The 25,710-nt window shown below is 69.0% G+C and carries 20 protein-coding genes; 10 read left to right on the forward strand and 10 right to left on the reverse strand.

Annotated features, from left to right (window positions below):
* Positions 1-62 precede the first annotated feature (62 nt).
* The 5 genes from OG251_RS26195 to OG251_RS26215 all read right to left on the reverse strand — a co-directional run bounded on the left by OG251_RS26195 (position 63) and on the right by OG251_RS26215 (position 6,359).
* Positions 63-1,583, reverse strand: a complete 1,521-nt coding sequence (locus tag OG251_RS26195; protein WP_326679423.1) for a glucoamylase family protein — start codon at positions 1,581-1,583, stop codon at positions 63-65.
* Between the two features lie 323 nt (positions 1,584-1,906).
* On the reverse strand, positions 1,907-3,109 hold the full coding sequence (locus tag OG251_RS26200) for a glycoside hydrolase family 1 protein (RefSeq protein ID WP_326679424.1): 1,203 nt from the start codon (positions 3,107-3,109) through the stop codon (positions 1,907-1,909).
* A gap of 108 nt (positions 3,110-3,217) precedes the next feature.
* Positions 3,218-4,120 (reverse strand): carbohydrate ABC transporter permease, encoded by a 903-nt coding sequence (locus tag OG251_RS26205; RefSeq protein ID WP_326679425.1) that lies wholly within the window; start codon positions 4,118-4,120, stop codon positions 3,218-3,220.
* Positions 4,117-5,109: a carbohydrate ABC transporter permease gene (locus OG251_RS26210; protein WP_326679426.1), complete on the reverse strand. Its 993-nt coding sequence runs from the start codon at positions 5,107-5,109 to the stop codon at positions 4,117-4,119. The genes OG251_RS26205 and OG251_RS26210 overlap by 4 nt, the downstream gene beginning before the upstream one ends.
* A gap of 5 nt (positions 5,110-5,114) precedes the next feature.
* A complete protein-coding gene (locus tag OG251_RS26215) occupies positions 5,115-6,359 on the reverse strand; it encodes a sugar ABC transporter substrate-binding protein (RefSeq protein WP_326679427.1) in 1,245 nt (414 codons plus the stop codon).
* Positions 6,360-6,614: 255 nt separating this feature from the next.
* Between OG251_RS26215 and OG251_RS26220 the strand changes: the two genes are divergently transcribed.
* Complete coding sequence (locus OG251_RS26220) at positions 6,615-7,622, forward strand: acetylxylan esterase (protein WP_326679428.1); 1,008 nt, start codon at positions 6,615-6,617, stop codon at positions 7,620-7,622.
* Positions 7,623-7,747: 125 nt separating this feature from the next.
* On the opposite strand, the gene OG251_RS26225 is transcribed toward OG251_RS26220, so the two are convergent.
* Positions 7,748-8,842, reverse strand: coding sequence for a LacI family DNA-binding transcriptional regulator (locus tag OG251_RS26225; RefSeq protein ID WP_326679429.1), 1,095 nt, complete (start codon positions 8,840-8,842; stop codon positions 7,748-7,750).
* Positions 8,843-9,064: 222 nt separating this feature from the next.
* On the opposite strand from OG251_RS26225, the gene OG251_RS26230 reads away from it, so the two are divergent.
* Both OG251_RS26230 and OG251_RS26235 read left to right on the forward strand, forming a co-directional pair.
* The gene (locus tag OG251_RS26230; protein ID WP_326679430.1) at positions 9,065-9,556 is read left to right on the forward strand and encodes a MarR family winged helix-turn-helix transcriptional regulator; all 492 of its coding nucleotides are present in this window, start codon (positions 9,065-9,067) and stop codon (positions 9,554-9,556) included.
* Positions 9,557-9,683: 127 nt separating this feature from the next.
* Entirely contained in the window at positions 9,684-10,235 is a 552-nt protein-coding gene (locus OG251_RS26235; protein WP_326679431.1) for an isochorismatase family protein, read from the forward strand.
* A gap of 35 nt (positions 10,236-10,270) precedes the next feature.
* Here OG251_RS26235 and OG251_RS26240 read toward each other — a convergent pair whose 3' ends face one another.
* The 4 genes from OG251_RS26240 to OG251_RS26255 form a co-directional block, all read right to left on the reverse strand.
* Complete coding sequence (locus OG251_RS26240) at positions 10,271-11,047, reverse strand: succinate dehydrogenase/fumarate reductase iron-sulfur subunit (protein WP_326679432.1); 777 nt, start codon at positions 11,045-11,047, stop codon at positions 10,271-10,273.
* A complete protein-coding gene (locus OG251_RS26245) occupies positions 11,044-13,002 on the reverse strand; it encodes a fumarate reductase/succinate dehydrogenase flavoprotein subunit (RefSeq protein WP_326679433.1) in 1,959 nt (652 codons plus the stop codon). The genes OG251_RS26240 and OG251_RS26245 overlap by 4 nt, the downstream gene beginning before the upstream one ends.
* Positions 13,003-13,081: 79 nt before the next feature.
* Entirely contained in the window at positions 13,082-13,840 is a 759-nt protein-coding gene (locus OG251_RS26250; protein WP_073718931.1) for a hypothetical protein, read from the reverse strand.
* A 156-nt stretch (positions 13,841-13,996) separates the two neighbouring features.
* The gene (locus OG251_RS26255) at positions 13,997-14,233 is read right to left on the reverse strand and encodes a hypothetical protein (RefSeq protein WP_326679434.1); all 237 of its coding nucleotides are present in this window, start codon (positions 14,231-14,233) and stop codon (positions 13,997-13,999) included.
* 286 nt (positions 14,234-14,519) lie between these two features.
* Between OG251_RS26255 and OG251_RS26260 the strand changes: the two genes are divergently transcribed.
* From OG251_RS26260 to OG251_RS26290, 7 genes are all read left to right on the forward strand, one after another.
* Positions 14,520-17,018: an ABC transporter family substrate-binding protein gene (locus OG251_RS26260; RefSeq protein ID WP_326679435.1), complete on the forward strand. Its 2,499-nt coding sequence runs from the start codon at positions 14,520-14,522 to the stop codon at positions 17,016-17,018.
* A gap of 347 nt (positions 17,019-17,365) precedes the next feature.
* A complete protein-coding gene (gene typA / locus OG251_RS26265; RefSeq protein WP_326679436.1) occupies positions 17,366-19,240 on the forward strand; it encodes a translational GTPase TypA in 1,875 nt (624 codons plus the stop codon).
* Positions 19,241-19,679: 439 nt separating this feature from the next.
* A complete protein-coding gene (locus OG251_RS26270) occupies positions 19,680-21,317 on the forward strand; it encodes a peptide ABC transporter substrate-binding protein (RefSeq protein WP_326679437.1) in 1,638 nt (545 codons plus the stop codon).
* A gap of 166 nt (positions 21,318-21,483) precedes the next feature.
* Positions 21,484-22,416, forward strand: a complete 933-nt coding sequence (locus tag OG251_RS26275; protein ID WP_073718049.1) for an ABC transporter permease — start codon at positions 21,484-21,486, stop codon at positions 22,414-22,416.
* The gene (locus tag OG251_RS26280) at positions 22,409-23,356 is read left to right on the forward strand and encodes an ABC transporter permease (protein ID WP_326679438.1); all 948 of its coding nucleotides are present in this window, start codon (positions 22,409-22,411) and stop codon (positions 23,354-23,356) included. The genes OG251_RS26275 and OG251_RS26280 overlap by 8 nt, the downstream gene beginning before the upstream one ends.
* An 11-nt stretch (positions 23,357-23,367) precedes the next feature.
* A complete protein-coding gene (locus tag OG251_RS26285; protein WP_326679439.1) occupies positions 23,368-24,426 on the forward strand; it encodes an ABC transporter ATP-binding protein in 1,059 nt (352 codons plus the stop codon).
* Complete coding sequence (locus OG251_RS26290; RefSeq protein WP_326679440.1) at positions 24,419-25,561, forward strand: ABC transporter ATP-binding protein; 1,143 nt, start codon at positions 24,419-24,421, stop codon at positions 25,559-25,561. Before OG251_RS26285 ends, OG251_RS26290 begins: the two co-directional genes overlap by 8 nt.
* Positions 25,562-25,710: the final 149 nt, after the last annotated feature.

Raw genomic sequence — 25,710 nt, forward strand, 5'->3', positions numbered from 1 at the left:
CCGTCGCCCCGGAGCCGACCGGCCGGCCGGGTAACGGGCCCCCGGCCGGCCGGTCCGCGCCCTCAGATGGAGAAACGCTCCTTGGCGAGCAGCGGGCGCACCCGGGAGCGGAAACCGCCGGTCCGGAACGGCGCCTGAAGCAGACCGGGGCGGATCGCCTGGGCCAGCGCCGCCGCGATCATCCCCTGGTCGAGGGCGAGCATGAAGTCGCTGACCCGGCCGGTGCCGACGTTCACGGAGTCCCGGAAGCCGTAGCCGTCGTGGTACGCGCCGAAGTCCCGGTCCAGCGCCCGCAGGTTGGCGACCGCCTCCTGGGGGGCGTACGGCAGGGCGAGGAACGAGGCGTGCGGGGTGACCACGCCATTGGTGAACGCGGACGCGGGCGGCAGCGGTTCGCCGTCGGTGGTGTACGTCCGGTCGGTGTTGGAGGCGTAGCCGTCCACCTGCATGCCGAGCGCGTCGACGCCGTACTCCTGGTAGCCGCCCTCGGGGATGTTCGAGGGGGAGAAGCCCCAGTACCCGTACTGCGCCTCCCGCATGCCGTGCTCGATCTGGCTCCGGACGTAGCGCTGGTGGGTGCGGCCCCAGGACCGCGGCGACCACTCCGGCTCCGGTACGAACAGCGGCACCATCAGCGCCTCGAACATCGAGCCGCCCCAGGTGGGGACGATCTTCCGGCCGCGGTGGGTGTAGTGCCCCTGCCAGACGCGTACGCCGTCCATGGCGACGTAACTGCCCTGCGGATACTGCTCCTGCCCGTGCTCGGGAAGCATCGTGCGCAGCAGGTGCCAGTAGTGGTCACCGGGCAGCGAGCCGTCCGCGATGCCCAGGTAACTGGCCATCCGGGGCTCGGTGTTGAGCGCCCCGTAGTGGTGGCCCGTGGGCTCCTCGGTGTCGGTCCAGAACCCGCCGCGCAGCTGGCCGGGGCCCGCGACCGGATCGGCCGGGTCGAAGGGCGTGTAGTAGTACGACCAGTCGGCGTCCGCGAGGATGCGCGCGATGCGCGGGCGCAGCGACGGCGCGGCGTCGGCGGCGATCCGCAGTCCGGTGACCAGCCATGCGTTGTCGACCGAGGAGAGGAACGGGCGGACGGGGTCGCCGGTGCCCGGCCACTGGGTCAGCACCGAACCGTCGTGCGCGTCGTACCAGTTGAGCCAGAAGCCGTGGTGGCGCTCCAGCTTCTCGACGGCCGCGACGGTCCGCTCCAGCTTGCGGAGCATCGCGCCCTCGCCGATCACCCCGAGCCCGGCGGCGGCGACGGTCGACCACAGACCGCAACCGATGTTGGTGGGCGAGGTCTGGCGGGACTGCACGGGCGCGCCGGAGCCGCTGACGTCGATCTTGTCGGTGGCGAGACCGAAGTCGGTCGTCATCGCCTCGATGGAACGGTAGGTGTCGCGGAACCAGCGCAGCAGCTGCCCGCTGTCGACGGAGTGCGGCGAGTGGGCGCCGCGGCCCGCTCCGGCCGCGGACCCGGCGGTGCGGGCGGGCGACGGTGCGGCGGTGGCGGGTGCGGCTACGGCCCCGAGGGAGAGGGCCGCTGCCCCTGTCCCTGTGGCGGCGAGAAACGTGCGACGGTCCATGAAGGTCCAGCTCCCTGTGGCAGAAGGGGGAAGGGGGAAGTTCGTGGCGTGCTCGGCGGCGGCCGCACAACGGCGGCGGTCGCGGGTGTGACAGGGCGGGGCGTGACGCGGGGGTGGTGCGGGGCGCGGCCCGGCGGGCGGCGGAGCCCCGGATGTGCGCGGGCGGCCGGAGCCACGGGGCTCCGGCCGCACCGGACGGCGGGCGGCGGCATCGGCGACGGGCGCCGACGACGCCGGGGAGGTACGGGAGCCGGCGGCCGTCAGGTGCGCCGGCTCCCGTACCGGAGGGAGCCGTCAGGTGGCTCCCGGTCAGGGGTGGCCGGTCAGCCGGTGATGTGCGGCAGCGTGCGGCTGCGGCCCATCTCGCCCAGCCAGACGGCGGACGGCTTCGGCAGCCGCTCGAACGTCTCCGGGTTCCAGCCGATCAGACCGAAGGTGGGCTTGTAGGAGCCCCACTCGTAGTTGTCCAGCGCGCTCCATGCCAGGTAGCCCTGGACGTTGAGGCCGTCCTCCAGCGCGGAGGCGACCTCGCTCAGCGCACCGGTGTAGTAGTCGACACGGCGTGTGTCGACATCGGTGGCGATGCCGTTCTCCGTGACGATCAGCGGGACCCCGTTGCCGAGGATACCCGCGGTGTGGCGCAGGGCGTGGCCGACGGCGGAGGGGTAGTACTCCCACTGCGTCAGCGTGCGCTCGGCGTCGTCCGCGGTCGGGATCGGGCCCTCGGCGCCGATCCTGGTGCGGGTGTAGGACTGGATACCGATCCAGTCGTCGCCGCGGGACGCCTCGATGAAGATGTCCTCGCGCGGGTGGCGGTAGGCCGCGGTGACGTCCTCGGCCCCCGGGAGCGCCTGGTAGACCTGGTTGGCGATGGTCCAGCCGACCTGGATGCCCGCGTCGATCGCCCGGACCTCCTTGACGGCCGCGTGGTGGGCGGCGATGACGGCCTGGGTCGTCTCGTCGTCCGGGGTCGGCAGACCGGCGGGCGGGAAGCCGATGTCACCGCGCTTGGCCTGGCCGGCCATCACGGCGATCATGTTCGGCTCGTTGATGGTGCAGACGTGGCTGACGCCCTCGGAGATCACCGGTGCGCAGGCCGCGACGTAGCGGGCGAAGAGCTCGACGGCGCCGTCGGCGGTCCAGCCGCCGCGCGCCTCGAACCATTGCGGCACGGTGAAGTGGTGCAAGGTGATCATCGGGCGCAGGCCGCGCTCGATGGCACCGTCGACCATGCGCCGGTAGTGGGCGAGCTCGGCCCGGGAGAACTGGCCCTCGGCGGGCTCGATCCGCGCCCACTCGATGGAGAACCGGTAGTCCGTGAAGCCGAGACCGGCCAGGACGTCCATGTCCTCGTTCCAGCGGTGGTAGCTGTCACAGGCGTCCAGGCTGGGCTCCTGGATGTGCGTGCCGGTGGAGTGTTCCTTGACCCACCAGTCGCTGTTGGTGTTGTTGCCCTCGATCTGGTGGGCGGCCGTGGAGGCACCCCACAGGAAGCCTTCGGGGAACGGGACCGTGGTGTGAGTCATCGCGAGTTGTCTTTCTGCTGCGTGAAGGGGTGTGGCCGCCGCCAGGGTGTGGGGCAGGGCCTCGTACAGGTCCGGGGTGTTCCGGAGGGGGCGATCGGGTCGGGCGGGCTACTTCATGCCCGCCGTGGCGATGCCCTGGGTGAAGTGCCGCTGCAGTGCGATGAAGAGGATCAGCACCGGCAGCACGACCAGGAACGCTCCGGCCATCAGCATGCCGTTGGAGCCACCGGCCTTGTTGGGGTCCGTGGCGAACGTCGCGAGAGCGACCGGGAGCGTGTACTTGTCGGGATTGTTGGTCGCGATCAGCGGCCAGACGAAGTTGTTCCAGGAGCCGAGGAAGGTGAAGATCGAGAGCGTCGCGAGAGCGGGCTTCACCAGCGGCATCACGATCCGCCAGAAGATGTACCACTCACCGGCGCCGTCCATCCGGGCCGCTTCCAACAGCTCGTCCGGGATCGACTGCATGAACTGCCGCATCAGGAAGACCCCGAAGGCTCCGGCGGCGAACGGCAGCACCAGACCCGCGTACGAGTCGATCAGCTGGAGCTTGCTCATCAGCACGAAGAGCGGCAGCAGCATCAGGTTGCCGGGGACCATCAGAGCGCCGAGAACCAGACCGAAGATCTTGTTCTTGCCGACGAAGTTCAGCTTGGCCAGCGCGTAGCCGAGCATCGAGCAGAACACCAGGTTCGAGACGGTGACCAGCACCGCGACGATCACGGAGTTCATGAAGTACAGCGGCAGGTCCAGCTTGTCGAGCAGCTGCCGGAAGTTCTCCAGGGTCCACTCGGTGGGAATCCACACCGGCGGGCTGGCCGACAGTTCGCTGGTCGTCTTGAAGGCGGAGAGCCCCATCCAGAGGAAGGGCGCCGACATGATCAGCAGGCCGAACGAGAGCAGGACGTAGACGAGCGGACGCCGCAGGTTGCGCTTCTTCTTCGGTACGGACGACTGCTCGGGCTTCTTCGACGGCGCCGTCCGCACGGCACCGGGTGCATTGCTGGCGCTCATTTGGTGTTGTCCTTCAGCAGTCGGAGCTGGAGCACCGTGATGCCCATGATCACTACGAAGAGGACATACGCCATGGCGCTCGCATAGCCCATGTGGAAGAAGTTGAAGCCTTCGCGGTACATGTTCAGCGAGACGGTGAGGGTGGAGTCGGAGGGACCGCCCTGGGTCATCACGAACGGCTCCTCGAACACATTGAGGTAGCCGATGGTGGTGATCACCGTGGCGTACAGGAGCGTGGGCCGCAGCAGCGGCACCGTGATGCCTCTGAACTCCTGCCAGAGCCCGGCGCCGTCGAGCTTGGCGGCTTCCCGGACCTCGGTGGGAATGGCCTGCAGACCCGCGATGAAGAGCACCATGACCGTACCGACGTTGCGCCAGACCGCCATCGCGATCATCGAGGGCATCGCGAGCGTCTCGGAACCGAGGAAGTCCGGCGAGGTGAGGCCGACCTCGGAGAAGAGGCCGGAGATCAGCCCGTCGCTCGGGTCGAGCACGAACCGCCAGACCACGGCGACCGCGACGATGGTGGTGACCACCGGGGCGTAGAAACCGACGCGGAAGAAGGTCCGCGCGCGGTCGATGCCGTTGTTCAGCAGTACCGCGACGACGAGCCCGATACCGATGGTCAGCGGGACCCCGATGACGACGAAGTACGCCGTGTTGAACAGCGACTTGAGGAACTTCTCGTCGCCGAACAGCTTGACGTAGTTCTCGAAGCCGATGAAGTTCGCTTCCCACGGGCGCGTGACATTGCGCAGCCCGAAGTCCGTGAAGCTCATCACCAGCGTGGCGAGGATCGGGAACGCCATGAAGACGGTGAAGAGGACGATGAAGGGGGTGGAGAACAGCCAGCCGGCCGCGTTCTGCACACCCATCGTCGGCTTCCTGCGACCCCGGCGATCCTTCGGCCCGGCGGCCGGGGACTGTGCGGTCCCCGGCCCGGCCGACACCTTGGCCGGCTGCGCGGCCTTTCCGGTCGTGGTGCTCATGGCTCCTACTTCACGAGGCCTTCGATCTCGGACTGCGCGGTCTTCAGCGCGTCCTCGGCGGAAGCCTTGCCCTGGGTCACCTTCGCGATGGCCTGGTCGACCTTGTCGGTGATCTCGGTCCACTTGGCCATGGACGGCGAGGACTTGGCGGTGTCCATCTGCTTCTTGAAGACCTGGAGGTTGGTGTCGTCGGCGAGCGTGCCGGAGGTCCAGGCCGAGGTGTTGGCCGGGAGGTCCTTGGTGCGCTCGTACCAGTCGGCCTGGCCCTTGGTGTCGGTCAGGTACTTGATGAACTCCTTGGCGGCGGCCTTGTGCTCGCTGTCCTTGGAGATCGCCAGGGAGGAGCCGCCCGCCATGGAGACGGAGGACTTCTCCGTCGGGACGTTGGCCACCGCCCACTTGCCCTTGATCTGGGGCTGGCCCTCGTTCAGGAGGGTCACGTGCCAGGGGCCGCCGAAGAACATCGGGACGCGGCCGTTGCCGAAGTCCTTCACGACGTCGTAGCCGGGCTGGATGGACTTGTTGGAGAGGCCCTTGTCGAAGTACGAGCCGTACTCCTTCAGCGCCTTGACCGCCGCGGGGCTGTCGATGACGGCCTCGCCCTTGTCATTGACGATCTCGCCGCCGGCCGAGTACAGGAAGGAGTAGAAGTTCTGCACCGTGTCCAGGCCGCTGGGCTGGATGGACAGGCCCCACTTGGTACCGGCCTTCTTCTGGTACGCGGTCGCGAGGTCCTGCATCTCCTTCCAGCTGGTCGGAGCCTTGTCGATGCCCGCCTTCTCGGCGAGATCGGTGCGGTAGTAGAGGACGCGGGTGTCGACGTACCACGGCACGCCGTAGGCGGTGCCGTCCACCTCGCCCTGGTTCCAGCCCGACTCGAAGAAGTCCTTCTTGTCGAAGGTCTTGGTGTCGACCGGCTCCAGCACACCGAGCTCGGAGAACTCGCCCATGTAGCTGCCGCCCATCTGCGCCACGTCCGGCATGGTGCCGGCGGCGGCGGCGGAGACCAGCTTCTGGTGGGCGACGTCCCAGCCCACCGGGGTCACCTTGACCGTGATGTTCGGGTTGGCCTTCTCGTAGACCTTGGCCACATCCGCGAGCTTCTCGCCCTCGGCCCCCATGGCCCAGACGGTGAGCGTCTGCTTCTTGTCCGCGGCGACGTCGTCGCCACCGGAGCTGCCGCAAGCGGTGATGCCGAAGGCGAGCGCGACTGCGATGCCGATGGAGGCGTTTCTGGCGGTGCGGGACATGGAGGGCTCCTCCTTGAGCATTCCGGATGTATGCGCTGCCTGTAAGCGCATACATCACTCTGCGGCAGACGATCGGGAATCCGCAAGAGGGTGCTAGGTCACACTCGCGCAACGTGCTCGACATCTCGACGTCCCGCAGTTGAACGGTAAACGCACGGTTTGCGGAAAAACAGCAGATGTGACCGATTCCGCTCCCTTATGGGAGGTGTCGAGGTGCTCGTGGGGGAGCCGGAGCGCAGGGCTACTGTCGTGATCATGGCTTCGCACGCACCTGGCGTCCCTTCGTACGCACACGACTTCCCGTTCGACCCGGCATACGGGTACACGCTCGACGACCTGCTGGGCGTCCCCGCACCGCCCGCCCCCGACGACTTCGAGGACTTCTGGAGGGCCCGCCACGCGGCGGCCCGCGCGGTCGCCACGGAGCCGGAGCTCGGCCCGGTCGAGGAGGAGCGCGACGGTGTTCGGATCCACGGTGTGACCTACACCTCCGTGGGGGGAGTGCGGCTGGGCGGCTGGCTCGCCCTGCCCGCCGAGGGGCCCGCCGGACACGGCTTCGTGATCGGACACGGCTACGGCGGGCGCCAGGCGCCCGGCCCCGATGTGCCGCTGCCGCTGCCGGGGTCCGCCGCGATCCTGCCGTCCGTGCGGGGGATGGGCCGCCGCGGACTGTGCGCCGGAATCCCGGACGAGGCCGCCGCGCACGTCCTGCACGGCATCGCGTCCCGCGACACGTACGTCATCGGCGACTGCGTGGCCGACCTCTGGTGTGCGGCCTCGGCGCTGCGGGAACTCGTACCGGAGCTCGCGGAGGAGGGCGCACCGCGCCTGGGCCTTCTGGGGGAGAGCTTCGGGGGCGGGCTCGGGGCCCTCGCGCTGCCGTGGGACGACCGTTTCGGTGCGGCGCAGCTCACCGTGCCGACGTTCGGCAACCACCCGCTGCGGCTCACGCTGCCGTGCGCGGGCAGTGGGGAATCGGTACGGGCCTACCACCGCGAGCACCCCGAAGTCACCGGCGTACTGCGGTACTTCGACGCGGCGACGGCGGCGGCGCGGGTGGAGCTGCCGACGCTCGTGGCGGCAGCCCTCTTCGACCCCTCGGTGCCGCCGCCCGGACAGTTCGCCGTGTACAACGCGCTGGGCGGGGTGCGGGAGCTCCAGGTGCTGAGCGCGGGGCACTTCACGTACGACGGTCTGGCGGAGGAGAAGGAGGAGCTGTGTGCGAACCGGACGCGGTTCTTCGGCGAGCATCTGGGGCGGTAGGCGGTAGGCGGTAGGCGGTAGGTCCCCCGGGGGTGCGTGGCCGCTCCCGGGGCGCGGAGGGGCGGAGAGGCCGGGGCGCGGGACGTGGGCGGGCGGTGTGATCCGGACCGGCGCCCCCGCCGCTCTCAGCCGCAGCCGCAGCTGGCCCGGCGGACCATGGAGACCGGGAGCTCCAGGGACACCGGCGGGCGGTCACGGTCGGCGAGGCGCTTCACGAGCAGCTCCACCGCCTGTTCGCCGAGCTGCCGTATGGGCTGGCGCACGGTCGTCAGCGGCGGGCGGACGATCCGGCTGAGCGGAATCCCGTCGAAGCCGGTCACGGCGATGTCGTGCGGCACCCGCACCCCGCGCCGTTCCAGCGCCTGGAGCGCGCCCACCGCCATCTGGTCGTTGGCGAACAGCATCGCCTCCGGGCGGGGCAGACCCGCCGCGTCCGCCCGGTCCAGCAGGGCCTGCGCGGTCCGGGCGCCCTCCGCCTGCGTCATCATCTCGGCCCGCAGCTCCGGCTGCTCCGGCACCGTGAGTCCGGCCTCCCGGCACGCCTCCCGGAACCCGTGGAACCGTGCTCCGGCGTCCGGCGACTTCGCCTCGCCGCCGATGAACGCGAGCCTGCGCAGCCCGTGGTCCTCGATCAGGTGGCGGGCCAGCTCGCGTTCCCCGTCGGCGTTGGCGACCACGATGTGATCCAGGTGGTCGATCTCGCGCGGCCCGGCCAGCATCACCACGGGCAGCCGGCGCGATATCACTTCCAGGTCCTCGGTCGGCACCGTCTGCGCCAGTACGGCGAAGCCGTCGACCCGCCCCGCGACCTTCGCCACCAGGCTCTCGGGCCCGCCGTCCAGCGAAGCGGCGATCAGCAGCGCGTAGCCGTGCCGCCGGGACGCCCGCTCCATGCCCCGGATGATCTGGTCGGAGTAGAGCATGACGGCGTGGTCGTCGTCGGCGTCGCTCATCGCCGCGGCGGTCTCGGTGTCCGGGTCGGCGTAGTCGGGAAAGCACAGACCCAGCACGCCGGTGGTGCGGCTGGCCAGGCCCCGGGCGCTGCCGCTCGGTACGTAACCGAGCTCGCGGGCCGCCTCCAGGACCCGCTCGCGGGTCTGGACGCGTACGGAATCAGGGTTGCGGTAGACCCGCGAAACCGTGGCAATGGAGACGCCCGATCGCTCGGCGACGTCGTACACCGTGGGGGCGCTCACTCGACCGACCGTCCGCTTCTTCATTCGTAGCGACGCGCCTGATGCGTGTGCTGTTGCGTGTGCTGGCTCGTGCTGACTTGTCCTGATTGGTGCAGTTCACTCTGGCGTTTTGAAAGCGCATTCACCCTAGATCGTGGGCTGTCACGCGGGCAAGGCCACTCGGTAGGGCGTGCACCGGATCACGCCATCGGCGGATACCGACAGGCAACCTTGCAAGATGCCCTGTGCATCTTTTACGGTGGCGAGATGTCCGAACCCCCTGGGACCCCGCAGCCCCCGCCGTCAGGGACCTCCGGCTCGCCGGACCCCGGCGACCCGACGCCCCAGCAGGTGGCCACCGACCTCGCCGCTGTCGTCGGCCGGCTGCTGCGGCGTCTGCGCACCACCTCGTCCGACAGCCTGCTCTCGCCCTCCCAGCGGTCGGTGCTGGCCAGGCTGGAGGGCGAAGGCCCGGCCACCACGGCCGCGCTGGCCCGCGCCGAACTCGTCCGGCCGCAGTCCATGCGGCTGACGCTGGGGGCGCTGGAGAGCCGGGGACTCGTCGGGCGGGCGCCCGATCCGTCGGATGGCCGGAAGTCGGTCATGTCGCTCACGGACCTGGGCCGCGCCACGCTCGCCGGGGTCCGGGCCGCCAAGCACGACTGGCTCACCGAGGCCATCGCCGCGGAACTGGACGGCGCCGAGCGCCGCGCTGTCGCCGAGGCCGTGGTGTTCATCGGCCGGTTGGTCGAGCAGTGACCGGCGGGCCCGCCGGTCACCTCCCCCGTACCCGCGTGTGCCCGCCCCTCCCCGCCTTCCCACCCCGTGTGTGCGGCACGGCCGCCGACGCGGGCGCTCCACCGCACCACCGACAAGGAGCTTCACCATGACCGCCACCACCCTGGACCCGCGGACCGCACTCGTCCTCGTCGATCTCCAGAAGGGCATCGTCGCGCTGCCCACCGCCCACCCCGCCGCCGATGTCGTCGCGCACGCGGCGGCCCTCGCCGACGCCTTCCGCGCCAAGGGCCTTCCGGTCTTCCTCGTCCGCGTCACCGGCGGTGCCCCCGGCCGCACCGGCACGGCCGCTCCGTCCGGGAGGCCGGCCGCCGACTGGGCCGAGATCGTCCCGGAACTGGGGCCCGAGGACGGCGACACCGTCGTCACCAAGCAGCAGTGGGGCGCCTTCTACGGCACCGGCCTCGACCTCCACCTGCGCCGCCGGGGCATCACCCAGGTCGTGGTGGCGGGCATCGCGACCAGTATCGGTGTCGAGTCCACCGCCCGCGCCGCCCATGAGCACGGCTACCACGTCACGGTCGTCACCGACGCGGTGACGGACCTCAACGCCGACGCCCACCGCAACAGCGTCGAGAACATCTTCCCGAGGCTCGGCGAGACCGACACCACCAAGGCCGTCATCGCGCTGCTGGCCTGAGAGACGCGCCCCGGGGTCTGCCCCGTCGGCCGGGATCAGCCGCTCTCCCGGCGGCGGCCGATCTTGTTGCCCAGCCACACCAGCGGGTCGTAGCTGCGGTCCACCACGCGTTCCTTCAGCGGGATCAGCGCGTTGTCGGTGATCCTGATGTGCTCGGGGCACACCTCCGTACAGCACTTGGTGATGTTGCAGTAGCCGAGGCCGTGCTCCTCCTGGGCGCTCGCCTTCCGGTCCAGGCCCGCCTCGGCTGCGGCGTCCAGGGGGTGCATGTCCAGCTCCGCGACCCGCATCAGGAAGCGCGGCCCGGCGAAGGCCGCCTTGTTCTCCTCGTGGTCGCGCACCACATGGCAGGTGTCCTGACACAGGAAGCACTCGATGCACTTGCGGAACTCCTGCGACCGGTCCACATCGACCTGCTGCATCCGGTAGTCACCCGCCTTCACCCCCTCGGGCGGCACGAAGGCGGGCACCTCGCGCGCCTTCGTGTAGTTGAAGGTCACGTCCGTCACCAGGTCACGGACGACGGGGAAGGCCCGCAGCGGGGTGACCGTGATCGTCTCCTGGCGGCCGAACACCGACATCCGGGTCATGCACAGCAGCCGTGGCCGCCCGTTGATCTCCGCGCTGCACGAACCGCATTTGCCCGCCTTGCAGTTCCAGCGCACCGCGAGATCGCCCGCCTGGGTGGCCTGGATGCGGTGGATGATGTCGAGGACGACCTCGCCGTCGTTCACCTCGACCGTGTAGTCCGCCAGATCACCGCCCTCGGTGTCGCCGCGCCACACCCTGAACCGGGCCTCGTAGCCGCTCATTCGTACAGCTCCTCTTCGGCGAGGTACTTGACCAGCTCCTCCTTCTCGAACAGGGAGAGCAGGTCCGGACGGATGGGTTCGGTCGTTCTCCGTACGAGCTCGATGCGGCCGGCCGGCGATGCGGCGCGGCCGACCGGGGACACGGCGTGACCGGCCGGCGGTGCGGCGGTCTCGTCGGCGATCCGGCACAGCAGATTGACCGGGCGCCAGGAGTTCTCCATCACCGGGTGGTCCTCGCGGGTGTGACCGCCGCGGCTCTCGGTGCGCTCCAGCGCGGCCCGTGCCACGCACTCGCTGACCAGCAGCATGTTGCGCAGGTCCAGGGCGAGGTGCCAGCCCGGGTTGAACTGCCGGTGGCCCTCGACCCCGGCGCGTCCCGCCCGTACGCGCAGTGCGGCCAGTCTCTCCAGGGCCTCGGCCATCTCGGGCTCGCGGCGGATGATGCCGACCAGGTCGTTCATCGTCTGCTGGAGTTCCTGGTGCAGGGTGTACGGATTCTCCGCGGGCTCCCCGGCCGCCGCGGGGTCCTCCGCGCTGAACGGGCGCAGCGCCTCCGCCGCCGCCGCGTCGATCTGCTCCTCCTCCACCGCGGGGAGGGCGGCGAGCCCCGCCGCGTACCGCGCGGCGTGCAGACCCGCCCGCCGGCCGAAGACGAGCAGGTCGGAGAGGGAGTTGCCGCCGAGCCGGTTGGAGCCGTGCATGCCGCCCGCGACCTCGCCCGCCGCGTACAGGCCGGGCACGGCGAGGGCGGCGGCGGTGTCGGATTCCACGGCGATGCCGCCCATCACGTAGTGACAGGTCGGGCCCACCTCCATCGCCTCCGCCGTGATGTCGACATCGGCCAGCTCCTTGAACTGGTGGTACATCGACGGCAGCCTCCGCCGGATCGTCTCCGCGGGCATCCGGGTGGACACATCCAGGAACACCCCGCCGTGCGGTGAGCCGCGGCCCGCCTTGACCTCGGAGTTGATGGCGCGGGCGACCTCGTCGCGCGGCAGCAGCTCGGGCGGACGGCGGTTGTGGTCCGGGTCCTCGTACCAGCGGTCGCCCTCGGCCTCGGACTGCGCGTACTTCTCCTTGAACACCTCGGGGACGTAGTCGAACATGAACCGCTTGCCCTCGGAGTTGCGCAGCACCCCGCCGTCGCCCCGCACCGACTCGGTGACCAGGATGCCCTTCACCGAGGGCGGCCAGACCATGCCCGTCGGATGGAACTGCACGAACTCCATGTTCAGCAGGGGAGCGCCCGCCAGCAGGGCCAGCGCATGGCCGTCGCCGGTGTACTCCCAGGAGTTCGACGTCACCTTGAAGGACTTGCCGATACCGCCGGTCGCGAGGACCACGGCGGGGGCTTCGAGGACGAAGAAGCGCCCGGACTCACGCGTGTAGCAGAAGGTGCCGGAGACCCGCCCGCCGTCCTTGAGGATCCGGGTGACCGTGCACTCCTGGAACACCTTCAGCCGGGCTTCGTAGTCGCCCGTCTCCCGGAAGTCCTCCTGCTGGAGCGCGACGATCCGCTGCTGGAGCGTGCGGATCAGTTCGAGGCCGGTACGGTCCCCGACGTGCGCGAGCCGGGGGTACTCGTGGCCGCCGAAGTTGCGCTGGGAGATCTTCCCGTCGGGCGTACGGTCGAAGAGCGCACCCCAGGTCTCCAGCTCCCAGACCCGGTCGGGAGCCTCCTTGGCGTGCAGCTCGGCCATCCGCCACTGGTTGAGGAACTTGCCGCCGCGCATGGTGTCGCGGAAGTGCACCTGCCAGTTGTCCCCGGCGTTCACATTGCCCATGGAGGCGGCGATTCCGCCCTCCGCCATGACGGTGTGGGCCTTGCCGAAGAGCGACTTGCAGATGACCGCCGTACGGGCGCCGCGTTCCCGGGCCTCGATCGCGGCGCGCAGCCCGGCGCCGCCGGCACCGACCACGACGACGTCCCACTGCTGCCGTTCGAGCTGAGTCACAGGAAGAACCTCACGGTCACGGGAAACACCTCACGGTCGGGGACGGGGGCACACGGTCGGGGGACGGAGCGCGCGGTCGCTAGAAGAACCTCGGGTCGTCGAAGGCCCCGGAGGCGACCAGGTAGACGTAGAAGTCGGCCACCGCCACGCTGATCAGGGAGGCCCAGGCGAGCTGCATGTGCCGGGCGTTCAGCTTCCCGGCCCACCCCCACAGCCGGTAGCGCACGGGGTGCCGGGAGAAGTGCCGCAGCCGGCCGCCGATGATGTGCCGGCACGAGTGGCACGAGACGGTGTACGCCCAGATCAGCGCGATGTTGACCAGGAAGATCAGCGAGCCGAGCCCCATGTGGCCCCAGGCGTAGTGCTCGTCGCGGAAGGACAGCACGGTGTCGTACGTGAGGATTCCGGCGACCGGAACCGCGGCGTAGAAGAAGTACCGGTGCATGTTCTGCATGACGAGCGGGAAGCGGGTCTCGCCGCTGTACGCGGTGTGCGGCTCGGCGACCGCGCAGGCCGGGGGCGACGCCCAGAAGCCCCGGTAGTAGGCCTTGCGGTAGTAGTAGCAGGTCAGCCGGAAGCCCAGCGGGAAGATCAGGATCAGCAGGGCGGGGGAGAGGCCCCACCAGCTGCCGAATATCTCCCAGTTCGGTCCCGACCGCATGGGGGCGCAGTTCTCCGCCAGACAGGGCGAGTAGAACGGCGACACATAGGGGGCGGCGTAGTAGTCGGCGTTGGCGAAGGCCCGCCAGGTCGAGTAGACGATGAAGGCCAGGAGGCCCGCTGCGGTCACGGCGGGCGCCGACCACCAGCGGTCGGTCCGCAGGTGACGGGCGGGGATGGCGGCGCGGGAGGCGTGCCGGACGCCTCCCGCGAGGCGTCCGGGCGGGTCGGTCCGGGCGGTCGCGACCGCCGGTCCCGCGCCTCGTTCCGTACCCGGGCCCGGTCCTGTGCCTGGTTCCGTTCCTGAATCCGTACCGGTGGCCAAGGAACTCTCCTAGGGGGCGTGCCGGCCGCGGACGCCCAGACCCTCGTCGTCCGAGTCCGTCCACAGCGTGGCGTCGTACGGCGCTTCGGTGATGGTGACCATGCCGGCGCGGTGGTCCGGCGCCGGTGAGCGGTCCGCGGCATCGGCCTCGCGCAGCTGCGCGAGGCTCCGTTCCAGTCGTCCGACGGTGCGGGCCAGATCGTCGAGGCAGCGCTGAACTGCCGTCAATTCCTCGTGCAGGGACATGACTTGCCCTCACTTCCGCGGGGGGCGGGTGGCAATGCTCATGCGCATGCGAGTGTCGCGCGTCACATCACCTTTGTGAAGGGAGCGGGGCGTGCTGTCTTGCCGAAACGTTCCTCCGCTCGGGTGAGGTTGCGGCTCCCGTCCGCCGTGTCTGCGCCGCCTCCCGCGCGGGGGCGCTTTCAGTGGACGGACGGAACCAGTGTGATCAACTGCAAATGCCACCAAAACGCATAATCCGGTCCATTCCGGTACGGGGTGGTCCGGGCCGGCCCCGGAGGTATCAGCCATGTCCCACGTCGGCGTCCCGCGCGGGACGGCCCGCAAGCGCCGCTCACTCGCGCTCCTCACGACGGGTGTGCTCACGATCCCGGTGCTGGCCGGCTGCAGCTCGGGCGCCGACGACAGCGCGCGGCCCTTCCCGCAGGACATCTCCCGGACCGCCCGCGACCAGGTCGCCGACGGCTCCTCGGTGAACTGGGCGATCGACACGGTGCCCGCCACCCTCAACGCCTACCAGGCGGATGCCGACAGCTCCACCGCACGCGTCACCGGAGCCGTGCTGCCGACCCTCTTCCCCCTGGACGCGACCGGGAAGCCGCGGCTCAACCCGGACTTCCTGGAGTCCGCGAAGGTCATCGGGCGCGAACCCAAGCAGGTCGTGCTCTACAAGCTCAACCAGCAGGCCGTGTGGAGCAACGGACGGGAGATCGGAGCTCCCGACTTCGTCGCCCAGTGGCGTGCGCTGAGCGGCAAGGACTCGGCGTTCTGGACCGCCCGCAACGCGGGCTACGAGCGGATCGAGAAGATCGAGCGCGGCTCCGACGACCTCCAGGTCCGGGTCACCTTCTCCAAGCCGTACGCCGACTGGCGCGCGCTCTTCTCGCCGCTGTACCCGAAGGAGGTCACCGGCTCCCCGGACGCCTTCAACGACGGTGCGCGCACCGCGCTCAAGACCTCGGCGGGACCGTTCCGGCTGCGCAGCGTGAGCAAGGACGAGGGCACTGTCACCCTGGTGCGCGACCCCCGCTGGTGGGGCGACGAGGCCAAGCTCGAAACGCTCGTCTTCCACGCGGTCAAGCCCCAGGACCGCACCGAAGCCCTTGCCGCGGGCACCGTCGACATCGCGGACGTCGACGCCTCCGCGGCGAACCGCATCACCCTGGCCGCGCGTGACAGGGGCGCGGCCGGACAGCCGCCCGCCCACGGCCCGGGATCCGACATCACGCCCGCCGCCGCCCTGCGCTCCTGGGCGCTGGCCCACGGCTCGGACGAGGACGAGGCGGAGACCGCCCGGGAAGCCCGCGACAAGAACACGGCGGCCGTCGCGGCGTACAGCGCCGAGCAGAAGGCCCTGCGCGGCTACGTCGTACGCAAGTCCCTGGAGCCCGCCTACACCCAGCTCGCGCTGAACGGGGAGTCGGGGCCGCTCGCGGACGACCGGGTACGCCGGGCCGTGGCCCGCGCCCTGGACCGCCAGGAGCTCGCCGACACCGTACTCGGGCCGCTGGGGCTTCCCGCTACTCCGCTCGGGAGCCACCTGAGCCTCGCCGGGCAGCCCGGATACAAGGACGGCAGCGGCGCACTCGGCGACCAGAACACCAAGGAGGCCCAGGCGCTGCTGGCCGACGCGGGCTGGACGAGGGGCGGCGCGGCCCAGAAGCCCAAGGACACCAAGGCCGGCAGCGAGGCGGAGAAGGCGGCGGCGGAGAAGAAGGCCGCGGCGGGGGACAGCTCGGCCGCCGAGGAGGATGCCGACGCCGGAAAGGCGGAGGAGAGGACGGCGGAGCAGGAGAAGGCCGCCGCGGAGAAGGCCGGGGCGGAGAAGAGGGACGGCGCCGCGGAGAAGGACGACGCCGCGGAGAAGGACGGGAAGAAGGCCGACGACGGCACCTACATCGTCGGCGAGGACAACAAGCCGGGCCGGGGACCCGGCCGTGCCCCCGCCCTGAACGACGGCCCCCTCCTCACCGACGGCACCACCGCCGTCCACGTCCTCGCCCCCGCCCCGGCGGCCGCCGCCCAGAGCGCCGCCCTGCTGCGCCAGGCCGGTGCCCTCGCGGACGCGAAGCCCGTGACCGGCACGGAGGCCAAGGCCGACAGCGCCACCGACGAGACGCCCACCAAGGTCAGCGCACAGGACAAGCAGCCCGGCGGCGCCGCGGGCGCGTACGCCCCCGCGGGCACCGCCGCACCGGCCCCCGCCTCGGTGCGCGGCCCGCTCGGCAAGGAGGGCAAGCCGCTGACCCTGCGCTTCGTCCTCCCGTCGGGACCCGGCTCCCAGTCGCTGCGCACCGTCGGCGACAAGATCGCGGCGATGCTGGAGTCCATCGGCATCGGCACGGAGATCACGAAGGTCGCCGACGACAGCTACTTCAAGGACCACATCGCCTCGGGGGACTACGACCTGGCGCTGTACTCCTGGCCCGCCACCGCCTACCCGGCGACCGACGGACGCCCGATCTACGCGAAACCGGAGCCGGCCACCGACGGGTCGCTGCTCGTCGAGCAGAACTACACCCGTGTCGGCACCGACCACATCGACCAGCTCTTCGACCAGGCGGCCTCCGAGCTGGACGAGGGTGCCGCCCGGGACCTGATGAAGCAGGCCGACGCCCGGATCTGGGCGGCCGCCGGATCCATTCCCCTCTATCAGCGCCCGCAGCTCGTGGCGGTCGACAGGAAGCTCGCGAACGTCGGCGCCTTCGGCTTCGCCGCTCCCCGCTACCAGGACATCGGATTCAAGAAGCCGCAAGCGGCAGGTTCCCCCGCGAATCGTAAGAAGTAGCAGGTCAAGCCCGCTGCCAAAGCTCAGAAGCAGCTCAATTCCCTTGCCCGCCGGTTGCCCGGCGGGCAAGGTGGTTTCCGCCCCGACCCGGGCTGTTCGATTCTCCCCACACCCCCGGATTTCCCCCTGTCACCCGGCTGCCGAGCAGCTGTTCGGTGACGTAATACGGGCTGAATATCGGCTGAATCCCAGCGGAAGAACGGTCTCGCGGATCGGGCCGGGAAGCCCGGGACGCGCCGGGCCCGTACCATTGGACGAGCCGTGGCGTGTCCGCCCGGCGGGCGTACGAGGACTCGAGACCGACTGAGACGCCTGATCCCACGATCCGAGAGAAGCGCAAGCCACCCATGCCCACGCGCCACGACATCCGTAACGTAGCCATCGTCGCCCACGTCGACCACGGCAAGACCACGCTGGTCGACGCCATGCTCAAGCAGGCCGGCGCGTTCGCCGCGCACGCCGCCGAGCACCTCGACGATCGCATGATGGACTCGAACGACCTGGAGCGTGAGAAGGGCATCACGATCCTCGCCAAGAACACGGCGGTGAAGTATCACCCCAAGGACGGCGGGGACCCGATCACGATCAACATCATCGACACCCCCGGCCACGCCGACTTCGGCGGCGAGGTCGAGCGCGGTCTGTCGATGGTGGACGCGGTCGTGCTGCTCGTCGATGCCTCCGAGGGACCGCTCCCGCAGACCCGGTTCGTGCTGCGCAAGGCGCTGACCGCCAAGCTGCCGGTCATCCTCTGCATCAACAAGACCGACCGTCCGGACTCCCGGATCGCCGAGGTCATCGATGAGACGTACGACCTCTTCCTGGACCTGGACGCCGACGAGGACCAGATCGAGTTCCCGATCGTCTACGCCTGCGCCCGTGACGGCGTCGCCTCGCTGACCAAGCCGGAGGACGGCACCGTCCCGGCGGACAGCGAGAACCTGGAGCCGTTCTTCACCACGATCCTCTCCACGGTCCCGGCCCCGGAGTTCGACGAGGACGCCCCGCTTCAGGCCCACGTCACCAACCTGGACGCCGACAACTTCCTCGGCCGTATCGCGCTCTGCCGCGTCGAGCAGGGCGAGCTGCGCAAGGGCCAGACGGTCACCTGGATCAAGCGCGACGGCACGATGTCCAACGTCCGCATCACCGAGCTGCTGATGACCGAGGCGCTCACCCGCAAGCCGGCCGAGATGGCCGGTCCGGGCGACATCTGCGCCATCGCCGGTATCCCGGACATCATGATCGGCGAGACCCTGGCCGACCCCGAGAACCCGATCGCGCTGCCGCTGATCACGGTCGACGAGCCGGCCATCTCGATGACCATCGGTGCGAACACCTCGCCGCTGGTCGGCAAGGGCGGCAAGGGCCACAAGGTCACCGCCCGCCAGATCAAGGACCGCCTGGACCGCGAGCTGGTCGGTAACGTCTCGCTGCGCGTCCTGGACACCGAGCGCCCGGACGCCTGGGAGGTCCAGGGCCGCGGTGAGCTCGCGCTGGCGATCCTCGTGGAGCAGATGCGCCGCGAGGGCTTCGAGCTGACCGTCGGCAAGCCCGAGGTCGTCACCAAGCAGATCGACGGCAAGACCCACGAGCCGATCGAGCGCATGACGATCGACTCGCCCGAGGAGCACCTCGGCGCCATCACGCAGCTCATGGCGACCCGCAAGGGCCGCATGGAGACCATGACGAACCACGGTTCGGGCTGGGTCCGCATGGAGTGGATCGTCCCGTCCCGCGGGCTCATCGGCTTCCGTACGGAGTTCCTGACCCAGACCCGCGGTACCGGCATCGCGCACTCCATCTTCGAGGGCCACGAGCCGTGGTTCGGTGACCTGCGCACCCGTCACAACGGCTCGCTCGTCGCGGACCGTTCGGGCACGGTGACGCCGTTCGCGATGGTCAACCTCCAGGAGCGCGGTGTCATCTTCACCGAGGCCGGCACCGAGGTCTACGAGGGCATGATCATCGGCGAGAACTCCCGCGCCGACGACATGGACGTGAACATCACCAAGGAGAAGAAGCTCACCAACATGCGTGCGGCTTCCGCCGACACCACGGAGAACGTGGTGCCGGCCCGCAAGCTCTCGCTGGAGCAGTCCCTGGAGTTCTGCCGCGACGACGAGTGCATCGAGGTGACCCCGGAGACCGTGCGCATCCGCAAGGTCGTCCTGGACGCCAAGCAGCGTGGCCGTACGGCCTCGCGCGCCAAGAACGGCTGAACCGAGCACTCCGGCGGGCCATCCGTCAACAGGAGTCCGATACGAGGCCGAATACGAGGCCCGGTCCCCGCAGAGATTGTGGGAGGCCGGGCCTTTCGTCAATGAGTTTTTCTGCCCCGGGTGTCCGGATATCGGACGTCGCTCTCCGGAACATGTGTTAACGGTCCGTTTCGGGCGTGTCTGTCTGGGATCACTTTGTCCGGATTTCGGGCACAGGGCCCGTACTGATGTTGTCAAACCGAGACCCTTTAAGTGTGGTTTACAGCCCGGGCGTACTTAATAGTTGGCTCCATTGAGCTCGGGTCAATGGGTCACGCACTGTGGGGAGTGCCGACTCACGAGCACACTCGGGGCACGGAAACGATCGCCGTCAGGGGTGTCGGTAGATCTCTCCAGTGCCCCTCTTGTAGTCAAAAGTGGACTCATGAGGAGGAAACCCATGCGCGGTGCCAAGAGCGCCAAGTGGGTCGCGGGAGCGGCAATCATCGCCCTGGCCGCGACCGCCTGTGGCGGCGGCGACGACAGCAAGGACGGTGGCAAGAGCGCGAAGGGCGCTGTTGACGCCAACGGCATCTTTTCCGTCGAGGTCGGTGAGCCGCAGAACCCGCTGCAGCCGGCGAACACGATGGAGTCGAACGGCAGCATCGTCACCGACGCCGTCTTCTCGCAGCTCGTCGACTACGACCCCGACGGCAAGCTTGAGATGATCAACGCCGAGTCGGTGGAGACCACCGACTCGAAGCTGTGGACGGTCAAGCTCAAGAAGGACTGGAAGTTCCACGACGGGACCCCGGTCACGGCCAACTCCTACGTCAAGGCGTGGAACTGGGCCGCGAACATCAACAACGCGCAGACCAACGCGTCGTGGTTCGCCGACATCAAGGGCTACGCCGACGTCCACCCCGAGGGCAAGAAGGCCAAGCCGAAGTCCGACGCCATGTCGGGCCTGAAGGTCGTCGACGACTACACCTTCACCATCGAGCTGAACGGCGCGCTGCCGTACTTCTCGTACAAGCTCGGCTACACGGTCTTCTCCCCGCTGCCCGAGTCCTTCTACGCGGACCCGAAGGCCGCCGGCGAGAAGCCGGTCGGCAACGGCGCGTACAAGTTCGTCAGCTGGGACCACAAGAAGCAGATCAAGGTCGTCCGCAACGACGACTACAAGGGTCTCGACAAGGCGAAGAACGGTGGTGTGATCTTCAAGAACTACACCACCCTCGAAACCGCCTACGAGGACCTCAAGTCCGGCAACGTCGACGTGCTGCGCCAGATCGGCCCGAAGGACCTTCCGGTCTACCGTGCCGACCTCGGTGACCGCGCGGTGGACAAGGCGTACTCCGCCATCCAGACGATCGCCGTCGCGTACTACACGGACCAGTTCAAGGGCATCAACCCCAAGGTTGTCCAGGGTCTGTCGATGGCGATCGACCGCGACACCATCACCAAGACGGTGCTGCAGGGCACGCGTGAGCCGGCCACGGGCTGGGTCGCCAAGGGTGTTCTCGGCTTCCAGCCGAACGCCACCGGTGACGTCACCAAGTACGACCCGGCGAAGGCCAAGAAGCTGATCGCGGAGGGTGGCGGCGTTCCCAAGAACGCCATCTCCATCCAGTTCAACGCCGATGGCGGTCACAAGGAATGGGTCGAGGCTGTCTGCAACAGCATCACCCAGGCGACCGGCGTCAAGTGCACCGGCGACTCGAAGGCCGACTTCCAGGCCGACACGAACGCCCGTGACGCCAAGCAGGTCAAGTCCCTGTACCGCTCCGGCTGGGTGCTCGACTACCCGGTGAACGCCAACTTCATCAGCGACCTGTTCCGTACCGGTGCTGCCGGTAACCAGGGCGACTTCTCGAACAAGGCGCTCGACGCCGAGATCAAGAAGGCCGACTCGGCCGCTTCGCTCGACGAATCGGTGAAGGCCTACCAGACGATCGAGAAGGAGCTGGTGAACTACATGCCCTCCATCCCGCTCTGGTACTACAAGGTCAACGCCGGCTACTCGGAGAAGGTCCAGAACGTCCAGTACGCCCAGGACGGCGACCCGATCCTGACCGAAGTCCAGGTCAAGAAGTAACCACCGACGTAGTCCGCGGGCCGGTGCCGGACCGAAACTGACATCGGTCCCGCACCCGCCTGCACGCCGTGGCCGGGGGGCCCTTCCACGCCGCAGACCATCCACTGGGTGCCTGCGGCGGGGGAGGGCCCGTCGGCTGCCGCTTGCCTATTTACATGGAGGCACGATGGGGCGCTATGTCGCACGACGACTGCTCCAGATGATCCCGGTGTTCATCGGGACAACTCTGCTGATCTTCCTGATGGTCTACACACTGCCCGGTGATCCCGTGCGGGGACTCTTCGGGGACAAGGGGGCCGACCCGGCGACCCTCGAAGCGATGCGGCACAAGCTCGGGCTCGACCAGCCGATCCTGGTGCAGTACTGGGAGTACATGAAGGGCATCGTCCTTCACTTCGACTTCGGTACCCAGATCGCCAGTGGGCGCCCCGTCACCGACGTGCTCGGCGACGCGTTCCCGGTCACCCTGCGGCTCGCCGCCATGGCGTTCGTGATCGAGATCGTCCTCGGCCTCGGCCTCGGCATGGCCGCCGGTCTGCGCGCCGGACGGCTGACCGACAACGTCGTGCTGGTCCTGACGCTGCTGATCATCTCGATCCCGGTCTTCGTTCTCGGCTTCATCGTCAAGTCGGTGTTCGCCTTCCAGCTCGACTGGATCTCGCCGAACGTCTCGAACGACGCCACCTGGGGCGAGCTGATCGCCCCCGCTGTCGTTCTCGGGTCACTGTCACTGGCGTACGTCGCCCGGCTGACCCGTACGACCATGGCGGAGAACCTGCGCTCGGACTACATGCGCACGGCCGTGGCCAAGGGACTTCCCAAGCGCCGCATCGTGGGTGTGCACCTGATGCGCAACTCGCTGATCCCGGTCATCACCTTCCTCGGCACCGACCTCGGCGCTCTGATGGGTGGAGCGGTCGTCACCGAGGGCCTGTTCAACGTGAAGGGCATCGGCGGCACCATCTTCGAGTCGATCGTCCGCCGCGAGGGCACGACCCTGGTCGGACTGGTCACCATCCTGGTGCTCGTCTACCTCTTCATGAGCCTTATCGTCGACCTGCTGTACGCGGTCCTGGACCCGAGGATCCGGTATGCCTGACCTGACCAAGACCGCTCCCGCGCCCGACGACGCCAAGGCTCCCCTCGCCGACCCGTCGGCCGTCGTCAAGGCCGAGAAGGCGCGCAGCCTCTGGGGCGACGCCTGGCAGGACCTGCGCCGCAACTGGTACTTCATCATCTCGGCCGTCCTGATCCTGCTGCTGCTCGTGATCACGATCTTCCCGAGCCTGTTCACCAGCGCCTCGCCCACCACGGGCGACCTGGTGCACCACTTCCTGGGCAAGCCGGAGCTGAGCAAGATCGGTTCGCCCGAGTGGTTCGGCTTCGACGGCCAGGGCCGCAGTGTCTACGCGCGTGTCATCTACGGCACCCGCGCCTCGGTCATCGTCGGTGTCTCGGTGACGCTCGTCGTGACCCTGTTCGGCGGTCTGATCGGCATGCTGGCCGGTTACTTCGGCGGCTGGGTCGACGCGCTCCTCTCCGGCTTCACCAACATCTTCCTGGGCCTGCCCTTCCTGCTCGGCGCCATGGTCGTCCTCCAGGCGTTCACCGAGCGGACGATCTGGGTGGTCGTCTTCGCCCTGGCGTTCCTCGGCTGGACCCAGATCGCGCGTGTCATGCGCGGTGCGGTGATCACGATCAAGCAGGCGGACTTCGTCCAGGCGGCCAGAGCGCTGGGAGCCGGTACGACCCGGATCCTGTTCCGGCACATCCTGCCGAACGTCCTGGCCCCGGTGATCGTCGTGGCGACCATCTCGCTCGGTGTGTACATCTCGGCCGAGGCGACCCTGTCCTACCTGGGTCTCGGTCTGGCTCCGCCGACCGTCTCGTGGGGTATGGACATCTCCGGCGGTTCGAGCCAGATCCGGGTGGCCCAGCACATCCTGATCTACCCGTCGATCATGCTCAGCCTCACTGTTCTGGCGTTCATCATGCTCGGCGAAGCCGTCCGCAACGCCCTCGACCCGAAGACGCGATAAGGAGGGCGCACGTGACCACCGTCAGCAAGACCGCAGAGATCCCGTCCGCGCGCTCGGGTGACGACCATGTCGGCCCGCTGCTCGAAGTCCGCGACCTGCACGTGGAGTTCCACACCCGTGACGGCGTGGCCAAGGCCGTCAACGGCGTGAACTACAGCGTGGACGCCGGTGAGACGCTCGCCGTCCTCGGTGAGTCGGGTTCCGGCAAGTCCGTGACGGCGCAGGCCATCATGGGCATCCTCGACATGCCGCCCGGCAAGATCCCGCAGGGCGAGATCTTCTTCCGCGGCCAGGACATGCTGAAGATGTCCTACGAGGAGCGCCGCCAGATCCGTGGCCAGAAGATCGCGATGATCTTCCAGGACGCACTGTCCTCGCTGAACCCGGTCCTCACCGTCGGCTACCAGCTCGGCGAGATGTTCCGGGTCCACCAGGGGCTGTCCAAGAAGGCGGCCAAGGCCAAGGCCATCGAGCTGATGGACCAGGTCAAGATCCCGGCCGCCGCGGCCCGTGTCTCGGACTACCCGCACCAGTTCTCCGGCGGTATGCGCCAGCGCATCATGATCGCCATGGCGCTGGCCCTGGAGCCGGACCTGATCATCGCCGACGAGCCGACCACCGCGCTCGACGTGACGGTGCAGGCCCAGGTCATGGACCTGCTCGCGGAGCTTCAGCGCGAGTACAACATGGGCCTGATCCTGATCACCCACGACCTCGGTGTGGTCGCGGACGTCGCCGACAAGATCGCCGTGATGTACGCGGGCCGGATCGTCGAGACCGCCCCGGTCCACGAGATCTACAAGCGCCCGGCGCACCCGTACACCAAGGGTCTGCTGGAGTCGATCCCGCGCCTGGACCAGAAGGGCCAGGAGCTCTTCGCGATCAAGGGCCTGCCGCCCAACCTGCTCAAGGTGCCCACGGGTTGTGCGTTCAACCCGCGCTGCACCATGGCGCAGGACATCTGCCGTACGGACATCCCGGCCCTGCGCCCGGTGACCGAGCAGGACGGCACCGAGCTGGTCGGCCGCGGCAGCGCCTGCCACTTCTGGAAGGAGACGATCCATGGCTGACATCAAGAAGGAGCCCGTGGACGCCACCCCGAGCGTCACCGAAGTGGAGACGGTCGACGCGGCGACGGAGGCGGAGGCCGTCGCAGCCATCGACGCGCCGGTCTCGCAGGGCGAGCCGATTCTCCAGGTGCGCAACCTGGTCAAGCACTTCCCGCTGACCCAGGGCATTCTGTTCAAGAAGCAGGTCGGTGCGGTCAAGGCCGTGGACGGGATCTCCTTCGATCTCTACGCGGGCGAGACCCTCGGCATCGTGGGCGAGTCCGGCTGTGGCAAGTCCACGGTCGCCAAGCTCCTGATGACGCTGGAGCGCGCCACCGCCGGTGAGGTCTTCTACAAGGGCCAGGACATCACCAAGCTGTCCGGCCGTGCGCTGAAGGCCGTGCGCCGCAACATCCAGATGGTGTTCCAGGACCCGTACACCTCGCTGAACCCGCGTATGACGGTCGGCGACATCATCGGGGAGACCTTCGAGATCCACCCCGAGGTGGCCCCGAAGGGCGAGCGGCGCCGGAAGGTGCAGGACCTGCTGGACGTCGTCGGGCTCAACCCGGAGTACATCAACCGGTACCCGCACCAGTTCTCCGGCGGCCAGCGCCAGCGCATCGGCATCGCCCGCGGCCTCGCGCTCAACCCGGAGATCATCATCTGCGACGAGCCGGTCTCCGCGCTCGACGTGTCGGTGCAGGCGCAGGTCATCAACCTGATGGCGAAGCTCCAGGACGAGTTCAACCTCTCCTACCTCTTCATCGCGCACGACCTGTCGATCGTCCGGCACATCTCCGACCGGGTCGGCGTCATGTACCTCGGCAAGATGGCCGAGATCGGTACGGACGAGCAGATCTACGACCACCCGACGCACCCCTACACCCAGGCGCTGCTGTCGGCGGTCCCGGTTCCGGACCCGGAGGCCCGTGAGGGCCGTGAGCGGATCATTCTCACCGGTGACGTTCCGTCGCCGGCGAACCCGCCGTCGGGCTGCCGCTTCCGTACCCGTTGCTGGAAGGCCCAGGACAAGTGCGCCACGGAGATGCCGCTGCTGGCGATCCCCGAGCGCTTCCGGTCCGTGGACACCCCGGCCGCGCACGAGTCGGCGTGCCACTTCGCCGAGGAGAAGGACGTCGTGCACGCGGCGTAACCTCTCTGCCCGAGTGATCCACGAGGTGCCCGGTCCCCCTGGGGGGCCGGGCACCTTCGCGTGTGCCCGTACGGGGTAAGCGAACATGCGATAGTCCGTCAAATGGGGTGATATAGGGCATTGAGCTAATCAATGGACTCTAGGAGGCA

It is taken from the genome of Streptomyces sp. NBC_01237, assembly GCF_035917275.1.
In the GTDB taxonomy this organism is placed as follows: domain Bacteria; phylum Actinomycetota; class Actinomycetes; order Streptomycetales; family Streptomycetaceae; genus Streptomyces.